Source organism: Shewanella sp. cp20 (assembly GCF_000832025.1).
In the GTDB taxonomy this organism is placed as follows: domain Bacteria; phylum Pseudomonadota; class Gammaproteobacteria; order Enterobacterales; family Shewanellaceae; genus Shewanella.
This window is the reverse complement of the sequence record NZ_JPII01000017.1, coordinates 363,947-386,107: the sequence shown is the minus strand read 5'-3', so window position 1 is coordinate 386,107 and position 22,161 is coordinate 363,947. Positions and strand designations below refer to the sequence as shown.

Annotated in this window: 19 protein-coding genes; 2 read left to right on the top strand and 17 right to left on the bottom strand. The window is 50.0% G+C overall.

The features are described 5' to 3' along the window. Positions 1-78: 78 nt before the first annotated feature. The 3 genes from DB48_RS06325 to DB48_RS06315 form a co-directional block, all read right to left on the bottom strand. The gene (locus DB48_RS06325; protein ID WP_041509422.1) at positions 79-1,842 is read right to left on the bottom strand and encodes a toxin-antitoxin system YwqK family antitoxin; all 1,764 of its coding nucleotides are present in this window, start codon (positions 1,840-1,842) and stop codon (positions 79-81) included. 99 nt (positions 1,843-1,941) lie between these two features. Further along, the gene (locus tag DB48_RS06320; protein WP_041509421.1) at positions 1,942-4,308 is read right to left on the bottom strand and encodes a hypothetical protein; all 2,367 of its coding nucleotides are present in this window, start codon (positions 4,306-4,308) and stop codon (positions 1,942-1,944) included. A 194-nt stretch (positions 4,309-4,502) separates the two neighbouring features. Then, on the bottom strand, positions 4,503-5,267 hold the full coding sequence (locus DB48_RS06315) for a TSUP family transporter (protein WP_041509420.1): 765 nt from the start codon (positions 5,265-5,267) through the stop codon (positions 4,503-4,505). A 111-nt stretch (positions 5,268-5,378) separates the two neighbouring features. Here DB48_RS06315 and gcvA point away from each other — a divergent pair, with 111 nt between their 5' ends. Continuing rightward, on the top strand, positions 5,379-6,323 hold the full coding sequence (gcvA, locus tag DB48_RS06310) for a transcriptional regulator GcvA (RefSeq protein ID WP_041509419.1): 945 nt from the start codon (positions 5,379-5,381) through the stop codon (positions 6,321-6,323). Between the two features lie 209 nt (positions 6,324-6,532). Here the strand turns inward: gcvA and DB48_RS06305 are convergent, their stop codons facing one another. From DB48_RS06305 to DB48_RS06280, 6 genes are all read right to left on the bottom strand, one after another. Next, on the bottom strand, positions 6,533-8,503 hold the full coding sequence (locus DB48_RS06305; protein ID WP_041509418.1) for an NERD domain-containing protein kinase family protein: 1,971 nt from the start codon (positions 8,501-8,503) through the stop codon (positions 6,533-6,535). A gap of 108 nt (positions 8,504-8,611) precedes the next feature. Then, positions 8,612-8,998 (bottom strand): ribonuclease E inhibitor RraB, encoded by a 387-nt coding sequence (locus DB48_RS06300; protein WP_041509417.1) that lies wholly within the window; start codon positions 8,996-8,998, stop codon positions 8,612-8,614. Positions 8,999-9,034: 36 nt separating this feature from the next. Continuing rightward, positions 9,035-9,262 (bottom strand): RNA-binding S4 domain-containing protein, encoded by a 228-nt coding sequence (locus DB48_RS06295; RefSeq protein ID WP_041509416.1) that lies wholly within the window; start codon positions 9,260-9,262, stop codon positions 9,035-9,037. 48 nt (positions 9,263-9,310) lie between these two features. Then, positions 9,311-9,859, bottom strand: coding sequence for a GNAT family N-acetyltransferase (locus DB48_RS06290; RefSeq protein WP_041509415.1), 549 nt, complete (start codon positions 9,857-9,859; stop codon positions 9,311-9,313). Between the two features lie 4 nt (positions 9,860-9,863). Then, positions 9,864-10,142, bottom strand: coding sequence for a peptidylprolyl isomerase (locus DB48_RS06285; protein ID WP_011866267.1), 279 nt, complete (start codon positions 10,140-10,142; stop codon positions 9,864-9,866). A 91-nt stretch (positions 10,143-10,233) separates the two neighbouring features. Next, positions 10,234-12,075 carry a DUF885 domain-containing protein gene (locus DB48_RS06280; protein ID WP_041509414.1) on the bottom strand — a complete coding sequence of 614 codons (1,842 nt, stop codon included), beginning with the start codon at positions 12,073-12,075 and terminating at the stop codon, positions 10,234-10,236. 79 nt (positions 12,076-12,154) lie between these two features. On the opposite strand from DB48_RS06280, the gene DB48_RS06275 reads away from it, so the two are divergent. Next, positions 12,155-12,664 (top strand): diguanylate cyclase domain-containing protein, encoded by a 510-nt coding sequence (locus tag DB48_RS06275; RefSeq protein ID WP_041509413.1) that lies wholly within the window; start codon positions 12,155-12,157, stop codon positions 12,662-12,664. A 59-nt stretch (positions 12,665-12,723) separates the two neighbouring features. Here DB48_RS06275 and DB48_RS06270 read toward each other — a convergent pair whose 3' ends face one another. The 8 genes from DB48_RS06270 to DB48_RS06235 form a co-directional block, all read right to left on the bottom strand. Beyond that, positions 12,724-13,971 carry a tetratricopeptide repeat protein gene (locus DB48_RS06270; RefSeq protein WP_041509412.1) on the bottom strand — a complete coding sequence of 416 codons (1,248 nt, stop codon included), beginning with the start codon at positions 13,969-13,971 and terminating at the stop codon, positions 12,724-12,726. 2 nt (positions 13,972-13,973) lie between these two features. Beyond that, positions 13,974-14,591: an energy transducer TonB gene (locus DB48_RS06265; RefSeq protein ID WP_041509411.1), complete on the bottom strand. Its 618-nt coding sequence runs from the start codon at positions 14,589-14,591 to the stop codon at positions 13,974-13,976. A gap of 1 nt (position 14,592) precedes the next feature. After that, positions 14,593-14,997, bottom strand: coding sequence for an ExbD/TolR family protein (locus DB48_RS06260; protein ID WP_011866272.1), 405 nt, complete (start codon positions 14,995-14,997; stop codon positions 14,593-14,595). A 13-nt stretch (positions 14,998-15,010) separates the two neighbouring features. Next, entirely contained in the window at positions 15,011-15,538 is a 528-nt protein-coding gene (locus DB48_RS06255) for a MotA/TolQ/ExbB proton channel family protein (RefSeq protein ID WP_082035592.1), read from the bottom strand. Further along, positions 15,538-16,893, bottom strand: a complete 1,356-nt coding sequence (locus DB48_RS06250) for a MotA/TolQ/ExbB proton channel family protein (protein WP_041509410.1) — start codon at positions 16,891-16,893, stop codon at positions 15,538-15,540. The genes DB48_RS06255 and DB48_RS06250 overlap by 1 nt, the downstream gene beginning before the upstream one ends. Then, on the bottom strand, positions 16,893-17,675 hold the full coding sequence (locus tag DB48_RS06245; RefSeq protein WP_041509409.1) for a DUF3450 domain-containing protein: 783 nt from the start codon (positions 17,673-17,675) through the stop codon (positions 16,893-16,895). The genes DB48_RS06250 and DB48_RS06245 overlap by 1 nt, the downstream gene beginning before the upstream one ends. 502 nt (positions 17,676-18,177) lie before the next feature. Next, on the bottom strand, positions 18,178-19,137 hold the full coding sequence (locus tag DB48_RS06240; RefSeq protein WP_041509408.1) for a class I SAM-dependent methyltransferase: 960 nt from the start codon (positions 19,135-19,137) through the stop codon (positions 18,178-18,180). Between the two features lie 110 nt (positions 19,138-19,247). Continuing rightward, on the bottom strand, positions 19,248-21,875 hold the full coding sequence (locus DB48_RS06235) for a TonB-dependent receptor (protein ID WP_041509407.1): 2,628 nt from the start codon (positions 21,873-21,875) through the stop codon (positions 19,248-19,250). Positions 21,876-22,161 lie beyond the last annotated feature (286 nt).

Genomic DNA, 22,161 nt, shown 5'->3' with positions numbered 1-22,161 from the left:
TACCTAACAATATGTTCCTAAAATACTTTTCTATAAAATCTTGCTTGAACTTGGCCCTCAGCCTTAGTCAAGCCGCGCCTATCGGGCGAAGATCTGATCCGGCAATGGGCGATTGGGCCAGCTTTGTGCGTCGCCAAGCGGCTCGCCATGGCGATATTCGCTGCGCCCACGTAGCGCACCGTCCTCATAAAACTCATACTGAGCGCCATGCTGACGTCCCTGCTCGTCAAAGTTAGCGATCACCATCTGATAACCCTGAATGCTAAGTCGCAGCCAGACACCAACCTTAATGCCCTCCCGAAAGCGCCCCTGCCAATGCTCCCTGTGTGAAACCACTCGCGGTGAATAATCGCCCTCAGCGAGCGGCAATATCCACTCGCCGTCGCGCCGACCATATCGATACTGGCCCTGAGCATAGATCTCGCCATCGGCGTAATAGCGCTCAAAACTGCCGGTTAGCTCGCCATCGCGATAATGAATGCGCTCCAGCACCTGCCCCTTCTCACCAAGGGAGAGATATTCGCCATCGAGCAACCCTTCGAGGTTATAGTGACACTGAGTACGCATCTCGCGGCTCTGTCTCTGCCAGTCGCCCACCGGCTTATCTTCGACATATTGCCCCTTGTAGATAAGAGTACCATCGCCGCTGAGTTTCTCGGCCAGACCGTGGCGCAGCCCGTCTCGGTAATGGAGCTTCTCTATCCAGGCGAGCTGATTTTGCTGATCGGGCTTATTCTGCCGACCTAGATTAGGTTGACGCTCCTGTTTGCGTTGACCATCTAGCTTAGTTTGACGTTCTAGCTTGGTGGCGATCTTGAGTCCGGTAAGCTTACCCGCCAGGGTTTCCTCCCGGCCTATCACCTGCCCGTCAAGATATTGGGTCTCAAGACGCCACAGCCTCAGCTTGTGCTTTTCTATCTGCTTGACCAGGGCGTCTTGACGGTAAAAGCGTCTCACCTCTTGCTTGTCGCCATCTGCACCATAGTGAAATTGCCCCTCTCGATATCGCTCGCCGCTGCGGCGATACTCGACGAAATTGAGGGTGCGGCCGCGATCGTCCAGAAGCTCTCGTTTCGCCAGCAGCCCCTCTTCGAAGTAGTTCAGCTGCTCGCCCACCTTGACGCCGTTTTGCCATTGATGATGCTGTTTTATCTTGCCATTTGGAAAATAGGCAAAGTAATCGCCCTCTTCCTTTCCATCTCGATAGGCCTGGGTCACCTCCACCTTGCCCTTACGCCAGAAGGTTTCGGTGCCATGCTTTAGCCCGTCTCGCTTCTGGCTCTCCATGGTGAGCAGCCCCTGCCGGTTATAAAACTTATCGCTGCACTGCCCCGTATGACACAGCACCCGCACCGTCTCCCCGCCCGGGGTATAGACAGTTTCTTGCTGCACAGGCTCGCCCAGATGATAGACCGCCTCACGCTTGAGTTGCCCCTCGGGGTAATACTCCTTCTGCGGCCCGTCTCTTTCGCCCTTGTCGAACTGACAGTCACAACTGAGTTGGCCGTCTTCATAGAAGATCTTAACCCCGCCCTGTCGCTGCCCCTGCGGGTTAAATGTCCCCTGCTCGACCAAGGTGCCATCGACGCCATAGAAGCGATATGGCCCCACAGGATGAGTCTTATCATCCCCCAGGCGATCGCTGTTAAGGGCGCCGCTAAACTGGCGAATACCAGAGTGAGTATCTAAGTCATTACCAACATAATAGGGCTCGAAGGAAAACTCTTGCTCGGCGCCGGGTCGCGGCTTGGGCGGCCCCTTGAGGTAATACTTGGCCTGATTTTTATCCTGGGTAGGCTGCCAGTCCTTATCGAGCCAAATCGTCGCCTGGGCAGCTGCCATGCAGGCACACCAGAGCGGCAGACTGTGCGACAAACTGCGCAGAAGCGTGTAAAAAACACTGGAAAGAACACTGGAAAGAAGACGCAATCTATTCATCTCCTATGGCAGCGGCTTTAGATGAAATAGATAGGGAACTGTCAGCGGCTCGTGGTCAATCGAGAGATAGGCAGCGCTGCTCGCGGCGCCATCGACGCTTAGCCAGCGCCCGTCAACCAGGACCTTATTTAAAGTATTTCGCTCGCTTCCCTTTGCCGAATGGGCCCCCTTTGGTAGCCGCGGCGATAGGTGTCGCCCCTGAGCATCGGTGATCACCAAGGAGCGATATAGCTGGCTGATTGACACCTCGGTCTTATCCAGTGTCGATAGCCAAGGGGTAAGATCCACCAGCCAGGGACGGCGATTATCACCCACGCCGAACGTCTGCCAATGGGCGCGGCCAAGACACTCTATGTTGCCTTTGATGCGCTTGTCGTAAAAATAGCGTCTCTTGCCATCGGGCGTCGTCAGCACATAGGCGCTCTGCCCCTGGCCATTGTCGATAAGACGCCACTCAACCGGCTTACCCGCCTCTTCGAAGCCCTCGCTGATTTGAGGCTGACACACCTCGGCGAGGGCGCTCGGCAAAGGGATATAGAGATCGTTGCCCGTAATGGAGGCAATCGATGGCTCGCTTAATCGGCCGGGCTCAGCAACGGCGCCTCGATTGGTTACCCGGTCTAACTCAACAGGGACTAGAGCGGCAGACTCCAGCGGCGGATTGGCCAGGTTGGCCTCATAGGCAGCCTGGGTAACGAAGCTAATCTGTTTTGCTATCTTGTGTTCACTTAACTGCGCGCTATGCAGGACCTTGAGCGATTCGAGCACGCTATCGAGCTGCAAGATATAGACTTGAGCACTCTGATCTCGGGGAGACAGCTCATCGAGCAGCAGCTGCTCTGTGTTTGAGAGCCATGCAGGCCCCTGCCCCTCCGGCTCGACAATGCCCAGCTTGCCCTGCAGACCATTGAAGTCTGGCGCCAGGGCGTTAGCACCACGATTGGTTATAGCGAGGCGATAGCGGCCGGGTTTACTCAGCGCGGTGAGCCGTAGTGTCGTCTCGCCAAATCGATAGGGCTGCTTCAGCAGTTGCGCCCAGGCCAGCTGCTGGCTGTAATGTTTCACTGGGGTGAATATCAGCTCGGCGCGGATCTGATAGAGCTCCTCCAACTTGGCTTTACTCTCCCCCCAACCTATGGGCAGTAGATTAACGCCTGAGCTGACCACACCATTGATGGCGCTGGCGCCGCGGGCGCTGTGTTGCCACAGCGGCAAGTCGATCACTTTATCCTTCCAGTCGAGCAACTCGATATTACGGTATTCAACCGAGGTGGCGTAATCCCCCGTCGTCAGGCCATGGATATAACGCAGCTCGATATCATCGCCGCCCCAGCCCGCAGACATGACCCCCTCATCGGGTTCCATCATGGCAGCGCTGGCATCTCTATCGTCCGGCGCCATGGGCAGGGTTGGAATATCGAACAGCTCGATATCGGCCCCCTCGCCGCCCTGAGCGTCATCCCCAAGATGCTCCTCAGCGAAAACGTCATCCTCATCGAAATAGCCACCCTCATCCTGCCACAAGATGCTGCTGACATAGGGGGTCGATGTCGGTGCCAGCAACCAGCGGCGAGCCTGCATCCTGTCGCCCTTTTGTTGCTGGTCTACTAGCAAGAGTTTATCGAGCCAGCCGGTTTCACGATTAAAGCTCACTTCGCCAAAGCGCCGATATTCGATGCCTTGTCGCTGCGTATCTCGCTCGAGTCTCGCTGTGATCCATTGCCCCTCAATGGCGACTATCTGCCACTCTTCTAGCTCGCCAGTCCCGGTTTGCGAGAAATCGCCAAGCCCCGACGGCAATAAATGGCCAAGCCTAAACATGTCGCCCACAGCAAGCGCCTTCTGTGGACGATATGCTCGAGAAACAAGCGGATAAAACTCGAATAGCGATTTCAGGGGAGCGAGTACCGACTGCGCCTCTTGCCCCTGTTTAGCCACATAGGCAAGCCACTCATCTTGGGCCTTAAAGCGCGCGGTAATCTGACTGTCGCCATTGTCCATTAACAAGGTGCCCCGGCGCACTATGTTGGCAAGCGCCGCGCCGCGGCCGCTATCATCGAAACTGTTGATATTGAGCCGATAGGCGGGGTCTTGATACTGCAACATAGTGGGCACGACGGAGAGACTGACCGCCTTAGCGCTATTTGGCGCCGAGTCCACTCGATATTGGAGCAGTGCCCGGGCCCGGGCTGTGACTTGTTGGCTATCACCATGGGCAAATAGCGTGCTCATGGTGACCTGATATTCACGCTGGCTAGGGGCTATTTTCTGGCCATCCGATTCGCGACCATAGCTGGGTGACGCCAACCCCAAAAGGCTGAAACAGAGCGTCAATGCCGTAAAAACAATCCTGTTCTGGCTAGAGGCCATCCTAACTTCCCTGGCGTTGCATGTTGCTGAAATGTAATGAGATTAAACTAACCCTTCGGCCATTCTACACAAAAGCTCGGTGAAATCCACAGCCTTGGACACAGGCAAAACAGATAGTCAAACCGATGGCCTGCTAACTCGCAATCATCCCCTGAAACCTTTTAAAGATCGGCACTATCTATAGCCCTTTAGCACTATAGATAGTGCTCCAACAATAACTTGCCGCTCATCGCTATCGACATGGTCACCACCAGTGGGCGGATGATCTTACTGCCCTTGGTGAGCACCATGCGAGAGCCTAAGGTCGCACCTATGGCCTGACCCAAGAGCATCACGCCGCCCAGCAGCCAGAGCACCTTACCACCTAAGGCGAAGAAGATGAGTGAGGCGATATTGGTGGAGAAATTCAGTACCTTGGCGTGGGCTGTCGCCTTTGCCAAGCCATATCCGGCGAGCGACACGAAGGCCAGCGCGAAGAAGCTGCCCGTACCTGGGCCGAAGAAGCCATCGTAGAAACCGACGCCTAAGGCGGCCGTCAGACCGAACAGGGTTGGCGAGAGTACCTGATGCTTATCCTCTTCGCTGATGGACTTTGAAAACAGGAAATAGCAGCCTATCGCCAGGATCAGAAAGGGCAGCAGGAGCTTGAGCACGCTGGTGTCGATAAGCTGCACCGCAACCGTGCCTAGGGCCGCCCCCACAAAGGCGCAGCAGATAGCGAGCTTCATCTTGCTGAGATCGACCATCCCCTTACGCACAAAATAGAAACTGGCGAAGAAACTGCCGCCACAGGCTTGTAGCTTGTTGGTGGCCAGCGCCGCCGTGGGGGGAAGGCCTGCCCACATGAGCGCGGGAATGGTAATAAGGCCGCCGCCACCGGCGATAGCATCGATGAAACCGGCCAGGGCTGCCACCGCAAACAGCATGGCCATCAGTTCATAACTCAGTTCGAGAGACATAAGGACTCATATAAAGCTTGATTAGCATTTGGCGGCTATTAAACGCCCTTTGCATCCATTTGGCAAAGGAGTTATCCTCGCCTTAGCGTGAAATAATCTCACACATAGACAATGAAGCCACTAACACTCCCGCCCCTCAATGCGCTGCGCGCCTTCGAGTCGGCTGCTAGACACCTAAGCTTTACCCACGCCGGAGAGGAACTCTTTGTCACCCATGGCGCCATCAGTAAACAGATAAAAACACTAGAGTCTTACCTAAATGTCAGCCTGTTTACCCGCCAACATAAACAGCTCAGCCTCACGCCAGAGGGAGAACGTTACCTGCGCCACATCAGCAGCGCACTGCAAAGCATCGGTCAGGCCACAGAGGAGCTAAGGTCACAACCTAGTATCACCCAGGCGCTATCGATCAATGTCTTGCCCAGCCTTACCATCAACTGGTTGATCCCACGGCTGGAGGAGTTCAAGGCCCGCCATCCTCACCTGTATGTGGATCTCTCCATCGGTGATTTTCAGGTGGACTTCAAACGAGATAAGTATGATGTGGCCATTCGTAGTGCCACGGTGCGGCCAAGCCATTGCCACGTGCTCAAGCTGATGGATGAAGATCTCTGCCTGGTATGCGCCCCCCTGCTGGCCGAGCAGATAAAGACGCTCAAAGATATCAACCGGCAGACGCTCCTGAAACACACTACCCGCCCCGAGCTCTGGCCGCTCTGGGCCGAAAAGGTTGGGCTCAGGCTGACCACAGACAAGATGCTGGGGATGGAGCATTTTTATATGCTGAGTCAGGCGGCAGTCAGCGGCATGGGGCTGGCGCTGATCCCCCGCTTCTTCATCGAAAAGGAGCTGGCCGAGGGCAGCCTAGTGATCCCCTTGGACACCCAGTTTATCAGCCCCTATAGCTACTATGTACTGACTCCTAATGCGGCAAAATCTGAAGAAGCAGAACCTAGAGCCAGTGAGCGACCACTCAAGGCCCAGGCCTTTATCGACTGGCTGTTGGAGATCTTCGCGCCCTATCGCCACGGAGACGAAAAAGCTCATTCCAGCTAACAACTTCCGACTCGCTAACTCCGGCTAATTCCTTCTAATACCAATCACAGTAAAAATGTGATCAGAAATAGCGCAGGAAAAACGCTTGAGAACAAAGCAGGATTTTTAGATAAGTAGTTATTCTACAATTAAAAATACTAATACAGTTATCGAGCGTTTTAACAAGCTAGAATGATCAATTATTTATTACGATTGGTATAAATCGAGCCCTACTCAAGCAGCTCGCTCACATCGAAGGCCTCGAGATAGTTGACGCCCTGGCTTACGTCGAACTCAAAGTTGAGCACCTTGAGGCAGGTATCGAAGGTCTTCTCGCCAAACCATTGCCTATCGAAGGCATGCAGTGCCTTGACTATCCCGGCCTGACCACCGTCGCCCTGGAGTTTTACCGGCGTCAGGGTGGCGATGAAGCTTGCCACTAGGCCATAGAGATCCTTCTCAGCTTCCCCTTCGGCGGCCCATAGCTGAGGGTCGGCATAACGGCGAGCATAGTGACTGGTGGCGATATCCAGCCCTATGCCGAAGTTCACCAAGACGGCCTTCTCATCACTACAGATGATATTTTTCGGGCAGATGGCACCGTGATAGATATCCATCTGATGCAGATACTGCAACGCCGACAACAGCTGAGTAAACCAGTTTGCCGGCTGCCCGAGTTGGATCTCGCTGAGTTCGTCCAGCGACACGCCTCGCTCCCAGGCTCGACTGATAAACAGCTCATCACTCTGGGGCAGCTGACCAAAGTTAAGCACCTTCTCCACATGTGGGTGATAGAGCTTCGACAGGCTGCGATAGAGGCTGCTAAGCATCAGCCAGTCTGTCTCTACCTTGGCATAGATGGAGACACCGCAGGGGTAGTTCCCCTGAAGGTGACGGGCACACCAAAACTGGCTATGCTCGGTGGCGGCAATAAATTGCTCGAGCTGATAGTGATGGTCTATGATGGCGCCGCTGGCGATCTCGATACGCTCAGGCAGCGTGTCACACACGCCGTTATCGATCAGCGCCGCGATATCACAGCGGATCATGTCTAAATCTGTGTTACTGCCACTGGCCGCCATCCTGAACCATTGGTAGATTCTGGGCTGACGCGTCTGCTCCGCCAGGGGAAGAAAGCTGCCCGCGAAGGCGGCAATATCTTCGCTGGTGTTGAGGTTGTCCTTGATATCGATAAACTCGACATCCCCCAGATCTGAGACAAACAGGCAGTTGCTCTGCCAGCCCCCCACAGTCACCCCACGGCGGTGGATCTGCTGCAGGCCTGACACGGCCCGGCGCAGGATCTCCAGCAGTTGATAGGTAGTCAGCTGTTCATGTTCGAGCACATCCAGCGGCACGCCCCGAGGCATACGGATGGGCAGCACCAGCTGCTCACCATCCTGAATAAGGGGCGCACACTGAGGCACGCCGCTGCAGCCGGCCAGGGTTTGCAAGCGCTTAAACTCGTCGCGCAGGCGCAGCTCATATTGCAGTGACTCATCGCTGTTCTCAAACTGAGTAGGCACTAACACCTTAAGCAGCCAGGGGGCAGTCCAGCCACCTGGGTTGTACTCCGCCTGCCACACCTCAAGGCCACTCTGGATGAAGAGACACTTGAGCTTAACGAAGTCCTGGATCTGGTTGTTGCGCTGCTCTACCAAGGCCACCTGACCTATGGTCTCCAGCACCATCTGCTTCTGTTTGTCAGTCACCTGATGCTTACGCGGCGCCGTGAGTCCCCACTCCTTGGTAAGCGCCGCGACGATCTGACTCGGGGTATAGATACTGAGCGAGCCCTGCTGCTTAGCCAGCTCTATCTCCTCCCCCTTTCGCCCGGTGACAAACACCATCCCCTGGCACCAGGGGGCATAGACGCCCACGGGGATCTTATGTTTGACGTTGCCGGCAAGCACACGGGCCACATAGTTGGCCTTGGCTAAACTGTTGTCCACCTGACGTCCATCGAGCGACCAGGCATGCATTCCGGCATCTAGGCGCCCTATGTAGCCCTTAACATCGACCACATAGACGCCCCACTCGCCGATCACCAGGGCATCGACCTCCATCGCCTGGCCCGATTTGGTGGGGATCTCCACATTGGTCAGCAGGATGTAATTTTCCGGCAACTCGTCGGCCAACATGGCAAATGCCCAGCGTTCGGCGTCATTGACCGGGGTTCCAAAACTGATCTGCTTCGCCATCTGCTCTCCCTAACTCTGGCTAAATGCTCTTGTCGCTAACATTACCGTAAAAAAAAGCCACTATAAATAGTGGCTTATTAAATTAGTGGCTTTTTAAATTAGTCGCGATTAGTGCTGGCAGTCGTCGCCGCACTCATGGTCGTGGTCGGCAAACTCGTCGTCACCTTCCTGATGCTGCATCACACCCCAGCCATCGGTGGCGCCGCCAAACTCGGCGGCAAACTCGTTAAGCTCGAACTCCTGATCGACGATCGCCTGGTAGTCGGGCACCATGTTGATACAGACGATAAGCTCCCACTTGCCAAGCTCGTCGTTGAGGTGTAATTCCATCTCACCTTCGAGCTCAGACTGAGCGAGTTCTTCCACCGCTGATTCGGCGTCACGCTGATCTTCGAAGATCAGGAAAAAATCCACATCCAAGGCCTTGGTTAAGTCGATACCCGCCTCGGCCATGGCCGCTAACATCTTGCCATTATCATCATCTGGAAACTGCATTGTTTGACTCCTTCTGGATCTCTCGGTGACGAATCACTAAGCGACAATTGACACGCTTTCGCCGTTATAACTGACCACCTGCCCGGCAATCACCTTCTTACGTTTACGGGTTTCGACCTCACCATCGACGGTCACCAGGCCTTCGCTGATCACCATCTTGGCTTCGCCGCCACCTGAGGTCATGGATTGCACCTTCAATACTTTATAGAGTTCGATATACTCTTCACCCGGCAACAAGGCCAAGGTTTGGGATTCTGTGGTCACACTAACTACCTTTATTTAACTGAGTCGGCGGGAGTATACCACTCTGCCCTACTGCGGGCTATCGGGACGCTCCGAGGCGAGCAACCCATAATAGCGGTCGTCCACCCAAGTCTGGTTGAGCCTAAAGTTGTGCCTCAAGGTGCCCTCAAGAACAAAGCCGCATTTCTCCAGCACCCGCGCCGATGCAAGGTTATTGTCCGTACACAGGGCGATAAACTTATGCACCTTAAACTGCAGACAGGCCCAATCGATCACCGCCTTGAGGCTCTCGGTGGCATAGCCTCGGCCCTGGCCACTGCGGCTGAGCATATAGCCCATCTCGACCTGTCCCAGGCTGGCATCGACACAGTAGAAACCGGTAAAGCCGATAAACTCGCCGCCATCTATGGTTTCGATCGCCAGAGTCAACCAGGCGCCGGACTCGTAATGCCAAGGAGTGAGCCTTTGGTCAAACTTCTCCCGTATGACACCTTCGCTTTGGGGCGCTCTCACATAGCGATTTTGCTGCTCATCCTGATGGACCGACAGAAAATGCGGCCAGTCCTCAGGCATGAGCGAGCGGATCTTCAAGCTATCTGTATATAACTCGAGACTCAAAAGATTAACCGCGGCTGGTCACTTCGAGCAGGTGGTAGCCAAACTGCGTCTTAACCGGACCCTGCACCTCGTTTAGCGGTGCACTGAACACCACTTCGTCAAACTCACGAACCATCATGCCTGGACCGAATGACCCCAGATCGCCACCCTGTGCGCCAGACGGACAAGAGGAGTGAGCCTTAGCCATCTCACCAAAATCCGCGCCGTCCAGGATCTGCTGTTTGATCTGGGCGCACTCTTCTTCGCTGCTAACCAATAGATGACGTGCTGTTGCTTGTACCATGTGGCACTCCTTTGATTTTCCTAAAAATGAATAAAATAAAACCCAGCAAGTATAAAACATTTGCTGGGTTTAAAAAGGCGTATCGCTCAGATTATGCCTTACCACCCTCTGCTTTTATCCAGCGGTGGATTTTTTGCTCCATGACCGCCATAGGCAGAGAGCCTGAGGTTAAGATCTGATCGTGGAAGCCTTTCAGATCGAACTTGTCACCCAGGGCCTGCTCGGCTTCTGCGCGAAGCGCCAAGATCTTCAACTGACCCACCTTGTAAGAGAGGGCCTGGCCAGGAATCGCCATATAACGCTCTACCTCGGCGATGATGTCGGTCTCGGCCATCGGCGAGTTATCCTTCATATACTGAATCGCCTGTTCGCGGCTCCAGCCTTTGGCGTGTAGACCTGTGTCCACCACTAGGCGCATGGCGCGCAGCATCTCGTCAGATAGTTTACCGAAATACTGGTATGGATCTTCAAACAAGCCCATCTCGATACCCAGATACTCGGCGTACAGTGCCCAGCCCTCTTCGAAGGCGGTATAGCCACTAAAGCGCTGGAACTCGGGCACACCAGTCAGCTCCTGCTTAATGGCTATCTGGAAGTGGTGCCCAGGCGCTGCCTCGTGCAGAGATAGCGTCGTCATGCCCCACTTAGGCTGAGCCTTCAGGTTGTAGGTGTTGATGTAGAACACGCCTGGACGAGAACCATCCACCGCTGGCGACTCATAAGATGCACCGGCAGCAGACTGCTCACGGAAACTCTCAACTGGCTTAACCACATAATCGGCCTTAGGCATGACATTGAAGTAGTTAGGCAATACTGCGTTGATCTTGTCCTTTAACACCATGTAGCCATCAATTAGCCCCTGGCGCTCGCTAAAGAAGTACTGAGGCTCTGAAGAGAGTGACGCAAAGAAAGCCTTAAGGTCGCCCTTAAAGCCCACCTGCTCTCTCACCTTATCCATCTCGCTCAGAATACGCGCCACTTCATCTAGGCCAATCTGATGGATCTCGTCGACCGGCATAGTGGTCGTGGTATGGGCATTAGCTAGGTGTTGATACCAAAGTTTACCGTTAGGCAGCCCCCACCAACCATCGCTCGCTCTGGCAACCGGCAGATAGGTTTCCTGGAAATATTGCTTCAAATCGGCCAGCGCAGGGATCAGCTCTTTGCTGATTAACGCGTCATATTGCTCGGTCAGCTTTTGCTTGTCAGCGTCACTAAAGCTCTCTGGCAGGTTGTTGATTGGCGCATAGAAGAGGCTATCTTTGGCCTGCTCAACTAACTGAGCATCCAGCTGAGGAATAATACGCTCAACCAGGACGCGTGGAAGTACTGCCTTGCTGGCAATCCCTTCGTCCATGCGTACCTGAGCGAGCTTAGTCCAGTTGATGAAGCCTGACAGACGCGACAGCCAGTTCTCATAGTCTTTAACCGTCTTGAATGGCTGTGCACTCTCGCCACTGCCCAGCTGCACCATAGTGATCACAGTGCTGTAGAACTGGTTCATCGGCATAAAATAGGATGGGAAGGTCTCAGACACTAGGGCCATGTTTCTATCATAGCTAAACATGTCGTAGCTAAGTTGCAGCGACTCGGGTAAGGCATTGCGATCGATTGCCTTTACAGCCTTCAGGTAACGAGTGTTGAGCTCGTGACGCGCCTTGAGGTATTTCTCGGTGAGGTCGCCACCAAACTGGTCGTTGTAATCGTTCACGCCGACAAAGGTGGCGTACATGGGCTCTAATTTGAGCATGTCATTGAAATAACGATCGACTAAGGCAAGGTATTCTTGCTCGGCGCTTTGCACTTGAGGTGCCACAGTTTGCTCTGGCGCCGGCGCATTGCTGTTAGCCTGGCTTGCACTGGTTTCCTTTTCCGAGCAGCCCACCATGGCCACCATAGCTGATATCGTCAAAGCGAGAAGCGTTTTGTTCATTCGAGTTATATCCTTCATATTCTGTGCAAGTGAGTGTTGTTTTCTATAATTACCTTAGGTGTATCTGAGGAGCGAGCTAATGATTTACTCATTTAGTAATTCTGGATTCAGAGATCCCGAAACTGGCGTCTACAACCAAACCTATTTTATGGAGGTGTTTAATCGTGAGTGGCACCGCCACATGCGTGAACGCCAGACGCTGGCCTTATTGTATCTTTGCCCACACATTCATGAAACAGTAAAGCAACCTCATTTACTGGAATTATTCATGAAACAGGTTCAAGAAGCGATATTGAGAACAACAGATATGGTGGCCAGGCTGAACCAGGATAACTTTGCCTTGGGGCTGTTTAACATAGATAGAGAAGGAACCGAAATCGTTATCGCCCGCATAGAACAGAAAATAAAGGATTTTAACCAGGATTATCAACGCAAACACAATAATCGTATCGACTATGAACTGGCCGGTTGTCTCTGCCAACCCGAGAGTGACCTCAACATCGAAAATCTGTTTGAAGATGTACGGTCATTAACGCATACCCTAGAGGGACAGAGGGAGCAGCATACGGCGATGCACTGCCTTAACTAACAGATTTGTTTGTCTACAGGCATAAAAAAAGCCCCTTGCGGGGCTTTTTATTTTCAGGCTTAAAGGGCTACGTTATAAATACGTGCCTTTTCCTTGATGTAGGCGAGATAACTGGTCGCAGTGCGCTTAGTCTTCTCATCCTTAGCAGCCTTCAAACAAGCGTTATATGCCGCTTTATACTGCTTAGTGCCTAGATAAGCCAAGGTTAACTCGAACTCGACCTCACCCGCGCTCACGCCACCGGCAGCCAATGCTTTCTTCAGCACAGGGATCGCCGCTTTGTGTTGCTCACGCAGAGTCAGCAGGCGGGCTTGTTTAAGGTATAGCTTACCGTCGTTATTAACGGCAGCAGCCTTACCATAATATTCCGCCGCTTCCTTTAGCTCTTTCGCATTATGATAGAAGCCACCCAGGATAGACAAAGTTTTTTCATCTTCCTTAATCAGGCCACTCTTCATGTGCTTTTCATAGATTTTTGCCGCACGGTATGGTGAACCATTCTGTGCAAGCAGTTGAGACAGACGCGTAATGTTACCCGCAGTCTCTAAAAATCCATTCTTATAAGCTAAGTCGTAAGTTGCTAATGACTTATCATAGCTCTCAGTCATCAAATAAAACTGCGCTAGCTGTACCCATAGACGGCCATCTTGTTGGAAGAGTGGCACCATAGTCTCTAGGACTTTAATCGCATTTTTATAATCTTTCTTGTTGAAGTAAGCGGTCAGCTTCATCTGGTATAAGCCCTTATCAGGCTTAGTGCTGATGGCCAGACCTTTATCGACAACGCTGAGTACCTTATCCCACTGCTTAAGCTCAGAATAAGCAATACCTATACGACGATACACTTGTGGATCTTCTTTACAGGTAAACTTCATCCACTCGTAGTAGTAAGGGATAGACTCTTTAAACTTCTTTTCCTGAATCAACAGGTCGGCATACAGACGCAGGGTTGCACCATGGTCTGTACCGCCAAGAATGTCAGCGTCAACGGCTTGCTTCAGATACTTGATCGCCGTACCCATCTGATTTTTTTCGGCATAAAAGTTACCCAACATACGGGCAATATAGGCCTTATCAAAGTCGTCACGGGGACTCGCTTCAAGCAAAACGGCGATCGCTTCGTCGATATTGCCTTCCTGATAAGCTTCGAAAGACTTTTGGACTTTCTTTGCCGAGCTTTGGCCTACGGCCTTAGACTGGCGCTTTTCAATCGGACACTTCTCGGCGGCGTTGGCCGCTGGTGCGACGACTAGGCTTCCACCGATGGCAAGCAATAGTGCTGCTGCAAGCGTATTAACTTTCTGCATCTCTATTTGCCTCCATCAAGTTTAAAGTCTAGTTGTACCGTCATGCCTGGTTGCTTAAGGGCTTTACCGTCAACAATCTTTGGCTTGTACTTCCACTTTTTCAGTGCACGCTTAGCTTCTTTGTCGAAGATACGCTTAGGATCGGCATTGATCACTTGCACATCTTCTACACCACCAAGTTCGTTGATGGTAAAGCTAAGTTGTACCCAGCCTTCCTTACCGTCACGTGCTGCCGCAATTGGATACTGAGGCTCGATACGTACGATAGGTGTTGCATCACCGTCACGAGTCATCATGTTACCCAGCTTGAAGCCAGTATTTGCAGTGCCCGCTACTACACCCGTCATGTTGAAAGACATGTTGGTGTCGATGTCTGATGAGCTATCAGGCGGTGGCGTATCTGGTAAAGGTGGCTGCTCAGGCGGTGTAGGCGGCTTAGGTTTAACCCTAGGCTTGTCCTGCACTTTCGTATCCTGTTTATCCATACTGATCTCAATAACCGGAGAATCAGTCGCAGTGTCGGCGCGTTTCGCGCCGCCACTGACCAAGAAGGCCATGAAAACAAACAGGGCGAAAGTAACAGCACCACCAACTAATAATGATACTATTCCTCTCAGCATATTAGTCTTTCCCCGCTGATACCGAAATCTTGTTGATCCCAGCTTTCTTCACATTGTCCATAACCTTAACAACAATGCCGTGTTCAGCTTCTTTATCAGCTTCGATCAATACAGCCGCTTCTGGTGATTCAGCCAACATACGTTCTACGTTTGCTGTTACACGCTCGATGTCAACCTGACGGTTTTCCATCTTAATGACGCCTGTCTTGCTCACACCAATAAAGATGTTTGCCGACTTCTGAGTTGTCGCTTGAGAAGCCTCTGGCTTGTTGTAGTCAAGACCAGATGGCTTAATGAACGACGTTGTTACGATAAAGAAGATCAACATGATAAACACGATGTCGAGCATCGGTGTCATATCAATTTGCGCTTCTTCTTCTATACTTGAATGCTTTTTACGTGCCATGTTCAATCTCTCTCTAGTGGTGTGGCAGGCTATCTTTTAGCTTTTCCATACTGATTTTCATTTTGGCGTCCAGACGAGTACTAAAGAATACTCCCGATAACGCTGCGACCATTCCCGCCATTGTCGGCATGGTTGCCATTGAAATACCAGCTGCCATCATACGAGCATTACTCGTCCCATGAACTGCCATCACATCGAATACCTGTATCATACCGGTTACGGTACCTAGCAGACCGATCATTGGACAGATGGCTACTAAGGTTTTGATAATCAGCATACGAGCATTCATATCTTGTTTCGCTTGGGATACCCAAGCTTCACGGATACGGTGTGCATGCCAAGAGGTAGAATCCTCTCGATTGTCCCATGCGGTGATAATGTTTTTGTGCTCTTTTGGCGCAATCAGATTGAGATACCAATAGCGCTCAAGCATTAACACCCACATAAGGAACAGCACTGCCGCAACCAACCAGAGGACGTCGCCTCCGGAGGCCATGAAGCCCCTGACGGAATCCCAGATGTCCATCAGGTATAGCATCATTAGGCGTTCCTCTTCTCAGCGTGCTCGGCAACAATACCCGCACTTTGCTCTTCAAGTACTTGAACAACTGACTTGCTACGTGCAATCACGATAGCGTGCATTAGCATTAGTGGTAGTGCCGCAACCAGACCCTGTACAGTAGTCATCAGTGCCATAGAGATACCGCCAGCCATTAGCTTAGGATCACCAGTACCGAATAGCTGGATGCTTTGGAAAGTTGCAATCATACCGGTAACAGTACCCAGTAGACCCATCATAGGAGCGATAGCCGCTAGAACCTTGATGATAGAGATACGAGTCTCAAGAGCAGGAGTTTCTTTCAGAATCGCTTCGTCAAGCTTCAGCTCGAGGGTTTCAACGTCAACATCTTTGTTGTCGTGGTATGCCTTAAGTACACGGCCCAGAGGGTTATTACCTGGGTTGTCGATGTTCTTACGCTGTGCGTTAACTTTCGCGCCAACAACATACAGAGTGACCAGACGCTCGATAGAGATCAGGGCACCGAGTACAAGCAGACCGATGATGATGTAACCGATGGTTCCACCCGCTTCGATACGCTCTTCGATAGTCGCCTTCTGAGTAAACACGTTTAGCAGTACACCACGTGCAGGGTCAACAAACAGCTTGTGAACACCAGATGTTTGGCCTTCGAAAGCCTTAACACTAGCGACTTGCTCACCACCAGGCTGCTGTGAAAGCTGCTGAACCAGACCTAGGTCGGCGTTATATACAACATACTGGCCATCGGCTAGCAGGTTGTAGGCACCAACACGAGTGATCTTAGTGTTGTGAACGTTACCATCGATACCAGTTACGGCACCGTCAAAAGTAACGACTTTGCCAGACTCGGCCATTTCGAATAGCTGCTCTTCCCAGAACTTTTCTAGCTCTTCGATTTTTGGCAGCTCTTTACGTGCACCTAGCTCGGCGATGAAAGCATCGCGACCTGGGAACTGAGCGCTTACGTTTGATGAAACAAGCTTACCAGCGAAATCACCGGCTTCACCTTTAACAACACCGAACATTTCACCCAAGTCGCCTTGAGCAATCTTACGGTCTTCTTCTAACTGAGCGATTTTGCGCTCGTTATCGGCGAATGCTTGAGAAAGATCTTTACCGCGCTGTTCTTCAGCAGCCAATGCCGCCTTTTCACGCTTTAACAGTGCAGCTTTATCGCCACGCTCGGCTTGAAACTCTGCTTCGCGCTTCTTGTTTACTTTAGCAGCGTTAGCACGATCGGTTTGAACTTGCTTAAGTAGCTGGTCGATGTTCTTAGGCGCATCAGCAGCGCTCACCATGCCAGCAGTTAAAGATAGACTTGCAGCAACGATTGCTGTAGAGATTAACTTTTTCATTATTGTGCAGCCTCCGCAGCTGGGATTGGTAACGCGAACATATCTGGAGCACCCTGGCCACGGGCCTGGCGAATTGCTTTAGTAATGTTACGTAGGTAGCTATCTTCTAGCTTATCCCATGCTTTAGTCTCGGGATTGAACATCCACGCAGACTTTTGATCTAGGCTTTGTGCATAGTAGGCAACGCGACCAAAGTTGATGAAATCAACCAGGATCTCTTTACCGTCAAGCTGCAGCTTACCGGTTTCAACGTTCATCTTATAACCGTATTCACGCTCGATGTTATAAGCATCAAGGATCAGACGGTATTTTTCAGCCAGCGTCACGTTGGCAGTGTTTAAGGTTTCACGAAGACGCTTGATACGCGATTCACGAGTTTCCTTGTTGAATGGCAGATCCAGAGCAACAAATTGCTCTAGTGCATCAACCATCTTGAACATTAGCGGTACAACGCCTTGACGTAGCTTATCAACACCATTGATGTCTTCTTGGATAAGCTTCATTGTTGCTTCTTGGTCTGCTACCAGGCCAGCTACATAATCGTTGTATGACTTAGTTGACTCACGAGTGTCTGCAACTTGGCCATATTCAAACGCCATGTCTTGCGCTTGATCGTAATACTTATCAACTTTCTTCTGAGATGCAGCTGCATCCGCATGAATTTTCGCATCCGCCTTCTGAACATCAGAAAGTGGATCGGCAACCACTAAGTTACTGCCTGCTAAGGCCAGCGCGCCAATGAGCGCCGTAGCGATTTTAGTTCTATTGCTTACCTTGGACATAGTTCCCAACCAATTTGAAGTGAAAAATAAAAGGTTTAACTTAACGGTAACACGGGTTTTCTGCTTATAGTTGCATGAATTCCGTAACCTTAAGTATGCATTTCTCTTGTGATTGTTAGTTATTATCTTCCCTTTTCTACACCGATCAAGGTGTAGACCCGCAGGCATCATTTCACAAAATGTTGACCTGTGTCAACATTTGGAAACGGCTAAAACTGCTAGAAAAAGCTCTTAGGGCGTGAAAATAACACAAGAGTCGTTTTTTCAAACAAGTCAACATTTACAAATTTAATTCACATATACTGATTCAACCAATTAAAAACACTTAAAACGCTGATTTTTATAAATTTAAACTAATAACAAAAGCAAAATACATTGTTAACAAAATATTAACTAACCAGCGCTTCCAGAAACGTTTGCATCAAATTATGTTGTGCTGGTATTACCACGCGGTCTATTTACAACATCTTTTATACAAATCATGACTTAACGCCTTCTGGTGCTAGTTCGTTTTATTTATGACTATCTTCCAACCCAGTACCTGACCATCGTGATCTTCAATCTGATTGATGCTAACCAGGTTCGCTCCCAGTTCAATTAGATTAGCTAACATAGCAGAAAGCGCCAGTTCATCTAGTGAAGCTTCGACAAGCTCGCCGAGACGATCTTTTAAAGTATCAATTTGCTGTCGCGCAAAAGTGAGATACTCCTGCTTCTTTGCTAGCGGCCAAAACAGCCCCTGCTGAAAAAGGGTTGCCACATAAGTGAGTAATTCACTGTCTTTCAACGCTCCCTCATCTGACTGAGCCAGAGTGGAGATTTCTTGATTCAATTGGTGACGTAATCGCTCGCACTCTTGATTCTGCTTAATACGCTGGACATCTTCGGCATTGGTAAGTGTCCCCATCTGCAATATAAGCGTATCTATGGTCTGAAATACCCTTGCAATTGCCTGTTGACTGATCAGAGTCAATATTCGCCGATTACGATTGATGATCATTGAGCGGCTATGATGTGTCACCAAACTCAGTCTGCCACCAGGACGGAGCACGCGAAGCGCCTCAGGGATAGAAAGTGCTAAATCTGAATACTCGAGACCATACTGAGAGATGACCAGATCAAAACTATTCTCTTCAAAAGGCAAATCCGAACAATCGATATGCGAGACCAGCGACACATCGACCTGTTTATTTAGCGCTAATTCATCAAGCTTGGTGCTAATTTTTGCAAGGTCTACACCTATTACTTCACCCTTCCGACTCAAATCTTTAAAAAATTGATTAAGTAACAGCGGCAGTGCCCCATTACCCGTTGCGAGATCCAGCACCTTAAAATTATCAGGTAAATCGTTAAAGTCATGATGCCAATTTGTCTCTAACACCCCTGAATAATTGCCAGAAAAACTGTCACCAAAAGATGTCAAATGTCCTTGCTGCCAGTATTCGTCCCAATGTTGGCTCATAATGCTCGCCCTTCAGTCTTGTTGTTATTAGCTTATTAATATCATAAAAAAAGGCCCTAAATAGGGCCTTTTTATCGAGTATTTATACTCTAACTACTTATCAACAACTCTTAGAACTTAAGAGTGTAACGTGCTGTGAACTCACGTCCGTAGTTGTTATATAGCTCTGGGTTTTCGAACTTACCTAGTGAAGATAGAACTGGATCTTCATCAGTTAAGTTATTAACACCAAGCTGAATCGCACCAAATGCACCCGCGTTGTATGTATAGTTGATGTTATGAATCAACCAATCGTCACGCTTGTCGATGTCACCATTTGCACGCTCTTCTTCTGTTGAAGCAGTATAGTTCATGTTCCAACCGAAGCTATGGTCACCCATGCTGTATACAGCTGTGAAAACTGACTTATAATCAGGCTGATCATTTTCACCTGAAGTGTCCACAACTTTAAGTTCACCGTCTACAGTTTTCTCTTCTTCGTATGACAATACGAAGCTGTTGGTCCAGTTCAGGTTAAAATCACCGATAGAAGTTTCAAAGTTAGCGTTGAATGCAACGTCAAGACCTTCAATATTGAAACCTTTACCGTTGTCATAACCAGTACCAACTTCTAACACACGACCCAGAGTACCATCTGTGGTAGGCGCACGCTCTACGTAGAAGGTATCAGTTGGCGTAATTGAACCATTATGAATACCTTCGATTACACTCTCAGTAGAGCGAGTGCTGATCACATCAGTAATGTCAAGTTGGAAGTAATCAACTTTAACGCCGATGTTGTCAACGATATCCCAAGCTACACCAAGGTTTAGGTACTCTGACTGCTCTGGGCCAAGGTTAGAGTTAGCGCTGTAGTAAGTGTCTATCTGACGCTCATCACAACCAGATGCACCACCGCTTTCCGTACATAGTGGAATATCTCGAGAATCTTCAGCACTAAATGAAGTCGCCGCATAAAGCTGATCCAGTGCTGGAGCACGGAATGCTTCAGAGTAAGAAGCACGAACAACTAGGTTATCAAGTGCTTGCCAACGAACTGACGCCTTAGGTGCTACGTTATCACCAAAATCACTGTAATCATCGTAACGAGCAGCGATGTTCAATTCAACAGTATCTGTCAGAGGCATAGCCGCTTCATAGAAAGCCGCCCATACTTGACGGTCACCACCAGCGGAGTTACCAGCACTACCACCGATTAGACCCGCTTCAGATTGCGCGTCATAGATAGAAGCATAATCTTGCTCGAAGTACTCCATACCGAAGTAGTGAGCAACTTCACCACCAGGAAGCTCGAATGCATCGAAACCGATACCACCGTTGTATTGATGGAAAGTCGCACGGTCTTGAGTCAGAGTCGTAGCCTTCATATTATTGATGCCGTCTTCTGAACCTAGATCGATGTCATTAGCCTCGTTGTAAGCAAGGCCTGAATAGCTTAGGTAGTATTCACCGATAGACTTGTTATCAGCCTTGTTGTAGTGGTAGTAGAATTCCCAAGTCGCATCGTTCCATGCGCTGATAGAACCACGAAGACCAGTCAGGTAATCTTGGTTGTAGTCATCTACATTACCATCACGAGTACCGATACCAACCCAACGGAAAAGACCATACGCATTATCTTCGCCATAAGGGTTATGTGGGTTATCAGCACTCATACTTTCCCATGCAGCTGCTGGTGGTGCATAACGACCAAAAGATTTATTCTGAGTAACCATGACACGACCAAACCACTCAACATCTTCAGCGATTTCATAGTTAGCATCTACATAAACAGTGTTACGATCAACAGAGGCTTTGTTGTAAGAAACATTACCGTATGCGTACATACAGTACTCAGAACCTTCACTCCAGTCAGCATCGGCAGCAACACGCTTAAATACGTTGTCACCATACGTAGCTGCTAAGTCATCACAAAGTAATGACGCTTGAGCTTCAGAGAAATCTGGAGCAAGTACTGTAGCACCAAAGTAAGACCAACCATCAGTCTCATTGTATGCCTGAATTACGCCGTCGCCATCTAGGTCTTTCATCCATGGTGCAGTGTATTCACGATCTGCATCAGAGATACCCTTACGGTCTTGGTGGTCGAATGCAAAGGTAATGTTACCCTTATCCATTTCATAACCGGCAACAACAGAGAATTCTTTACTTGTCAGGCCACCGTCACGCTCACGCGAACCACCACCAACGTTGAATTCAACACCTTGGAAGTTCTTCTTCATGATGATGTTAACAACACCAGCAATCGCGTCAGAACCGTAAGTTGAAGAAGCACCGTCGGTTAGAATCTCGATACGCTCAACCGCCGCCATAGGAATAGCGTTAAGGTTAGCTGAAGCACCACCTAGAGTAGGTGACCCTGGGAAACGCTTACCATCAATCAATACGAGAGTACGGCTTGAACCAGCACCACGTAGGTTGATAGTTGCTTGAGACTGTGCAGAGCTACCTGAACGCTCAGAGAATGAACCAAATGAGTTTAAGTTACTGTTACGTAGCGCATCAGCTACTGTAAAGTTACCTTCAACTTTCATATCTTCTGCAGTGATGGTTGTTACAGGCGATGCACCTTCAAGATCACTACGCTTAATGCGTGAACCAGTAACTTCAATACGTTCAACTTTATCTGCAGCTTGCTCATCTGCCGCGAATACTGCTGGCGCAGTAAATGCCGTCATAGCTGCACCGCTAACTAGTGCGAAACGCACTGAATTAGCTAATAAGCTGTTCTTATACATGTTGTTTCTCCCTGGACTTTATTTTTTATTTTTTTGTGAAAGTAAACACAAATCAACACTAATCGTTACACTTGTGCACATTCGCCAACAAATAGAACCACATGTGAAACATTTAATCAACAATAGCATCACTATTTTCACAGATTTAATTGGTGACCGCTCAATTTGTAGACGACAGTCACAATAAGTCAGGTTTTTGTTAGCAGGAGCAATTCGACAGTTTATGTACAAGAATCCCACGAATTAACTATAAAGACAGATAAGACAAAAGATTAATCACAATAAA

Bases quoted from the DNA above. Each gene is read 5' to 3' on its own strand.
- DB48_RS06265 (WP_041509411.1), bottom strand. From the start codon at position 14,591: ATGCTGAGAGGAATAGTATCATTATTAGTTGGTGGTGCTGTTACTTTC.
- DB48_RS06260 (WP_011866272.1), bottom strand. From the start codon at position 14,997: ATGGCACGTAAAAAGCATTCAAGTATAGAAGAAGAAGCGCAAATTGAT.
- DB48_RS06235 (WP_041509407.1), bottom strand. From the start codon at position 21,875: ATGTATAAGAACAGCTTATTAGCTAATTCAGTGCGTTTCGCACTAGTT.
- DB48_RS06320 (WP_041509421.1), bottom strand. From the start codon at position 4,308: ATGGCCTCTAGCCAGAACAGGATTGTTTTTACGGCATTGACGCTCTGT.
- DB48_RS06305 (WP_041509418.1), bottom strand. From the start codon at position 8,503: ATGGCGAAGCAGATCAGTTTTGGAACCCCGGTCAATGACGCCGAACGC.
- DB48_RS06255 (WP_082035592.1), bottom strand. From the start codon at position 15,538: ATGATGCTATACCTGATGGACATCTGGGATTCCGTCAGGGGCTTCATG.
- gcvA (WP_041509419.1), top strand. From the start codon at position 5,379: ATGAAGCCACTAACACTCCCGCCCCTCAATGCGCTGCGCGCCTTCGAG.
- DB48_RS06300 (WP_041509417.1), bottom strand. From the start codon at position 8,998: ATGCAGTTTCCAGATGATGATAATGGCAAGATGTTAGCGGCCATGGCC.
- DB48_RS06275 (WP_041509413.1), top strand. From the start codon at position 12,155: ATGATTTACTCATTTAGTAATTCTGGATTCAGAGATCCCGAAACTGGC.
- DB48_RS06270 (WP_041509412.1), bottom strand. From the start codon at position 13,971: ATGCAGAAAGTTAATACGCTTGCAGCAGCACTATTGCTTGCCATCGGT.
- DB48_RS06240 (WP_041509408.1), bottom strand. From the start codon at position 19,137: ATGAGCCAACATTGGGACGAATACTGGCAGCAAGGACATTTGACATCT.
- DB48_RS06285 (WP_011866267.1), bottom strand. From the start codon at position 10,142: ATGGTACAAGCAACAGCACGTCATCTATTGGTTAGCAGCGAAGAAGAG.
- DB48_RS06280 (WP_041509414.1), bottom strand. From the start codon at position 12,075: ATGAACAAAACGCTTCTCGCTTTGACGATATCAGCTATGGTGGCCATG.
- DB48_RS06315 (WP_041509420.1), bottom strand. From the start codon at position 5,267: ATGTCTCTCGAACTGAGTTATGAACTGATGGCCATGCTGTTTGCGGTG.
- DB48_RS06250 (WP_041509410.1), bottom strand. From the start codon at position 16,893: ATGAAAAAGTTAATCTCTACAGCAATCGTTGCTGCAAGTCTATCTTTA.
- DB48_RS06245 (WP_041509409.1), bottom strand. From the start codon at position 17,675: ATGTCCAAGGTAAGCAATAGAACTAAAATCGCTACGGCGCTCATTGGC.
- DB48_RS06325 (WP_041509422.1), bottom strand. From the start codon at position 1,842: ATGGCAGCTGCCCAGGCGACGATTTGGCTCGATAAGGACTGGCAGCCT.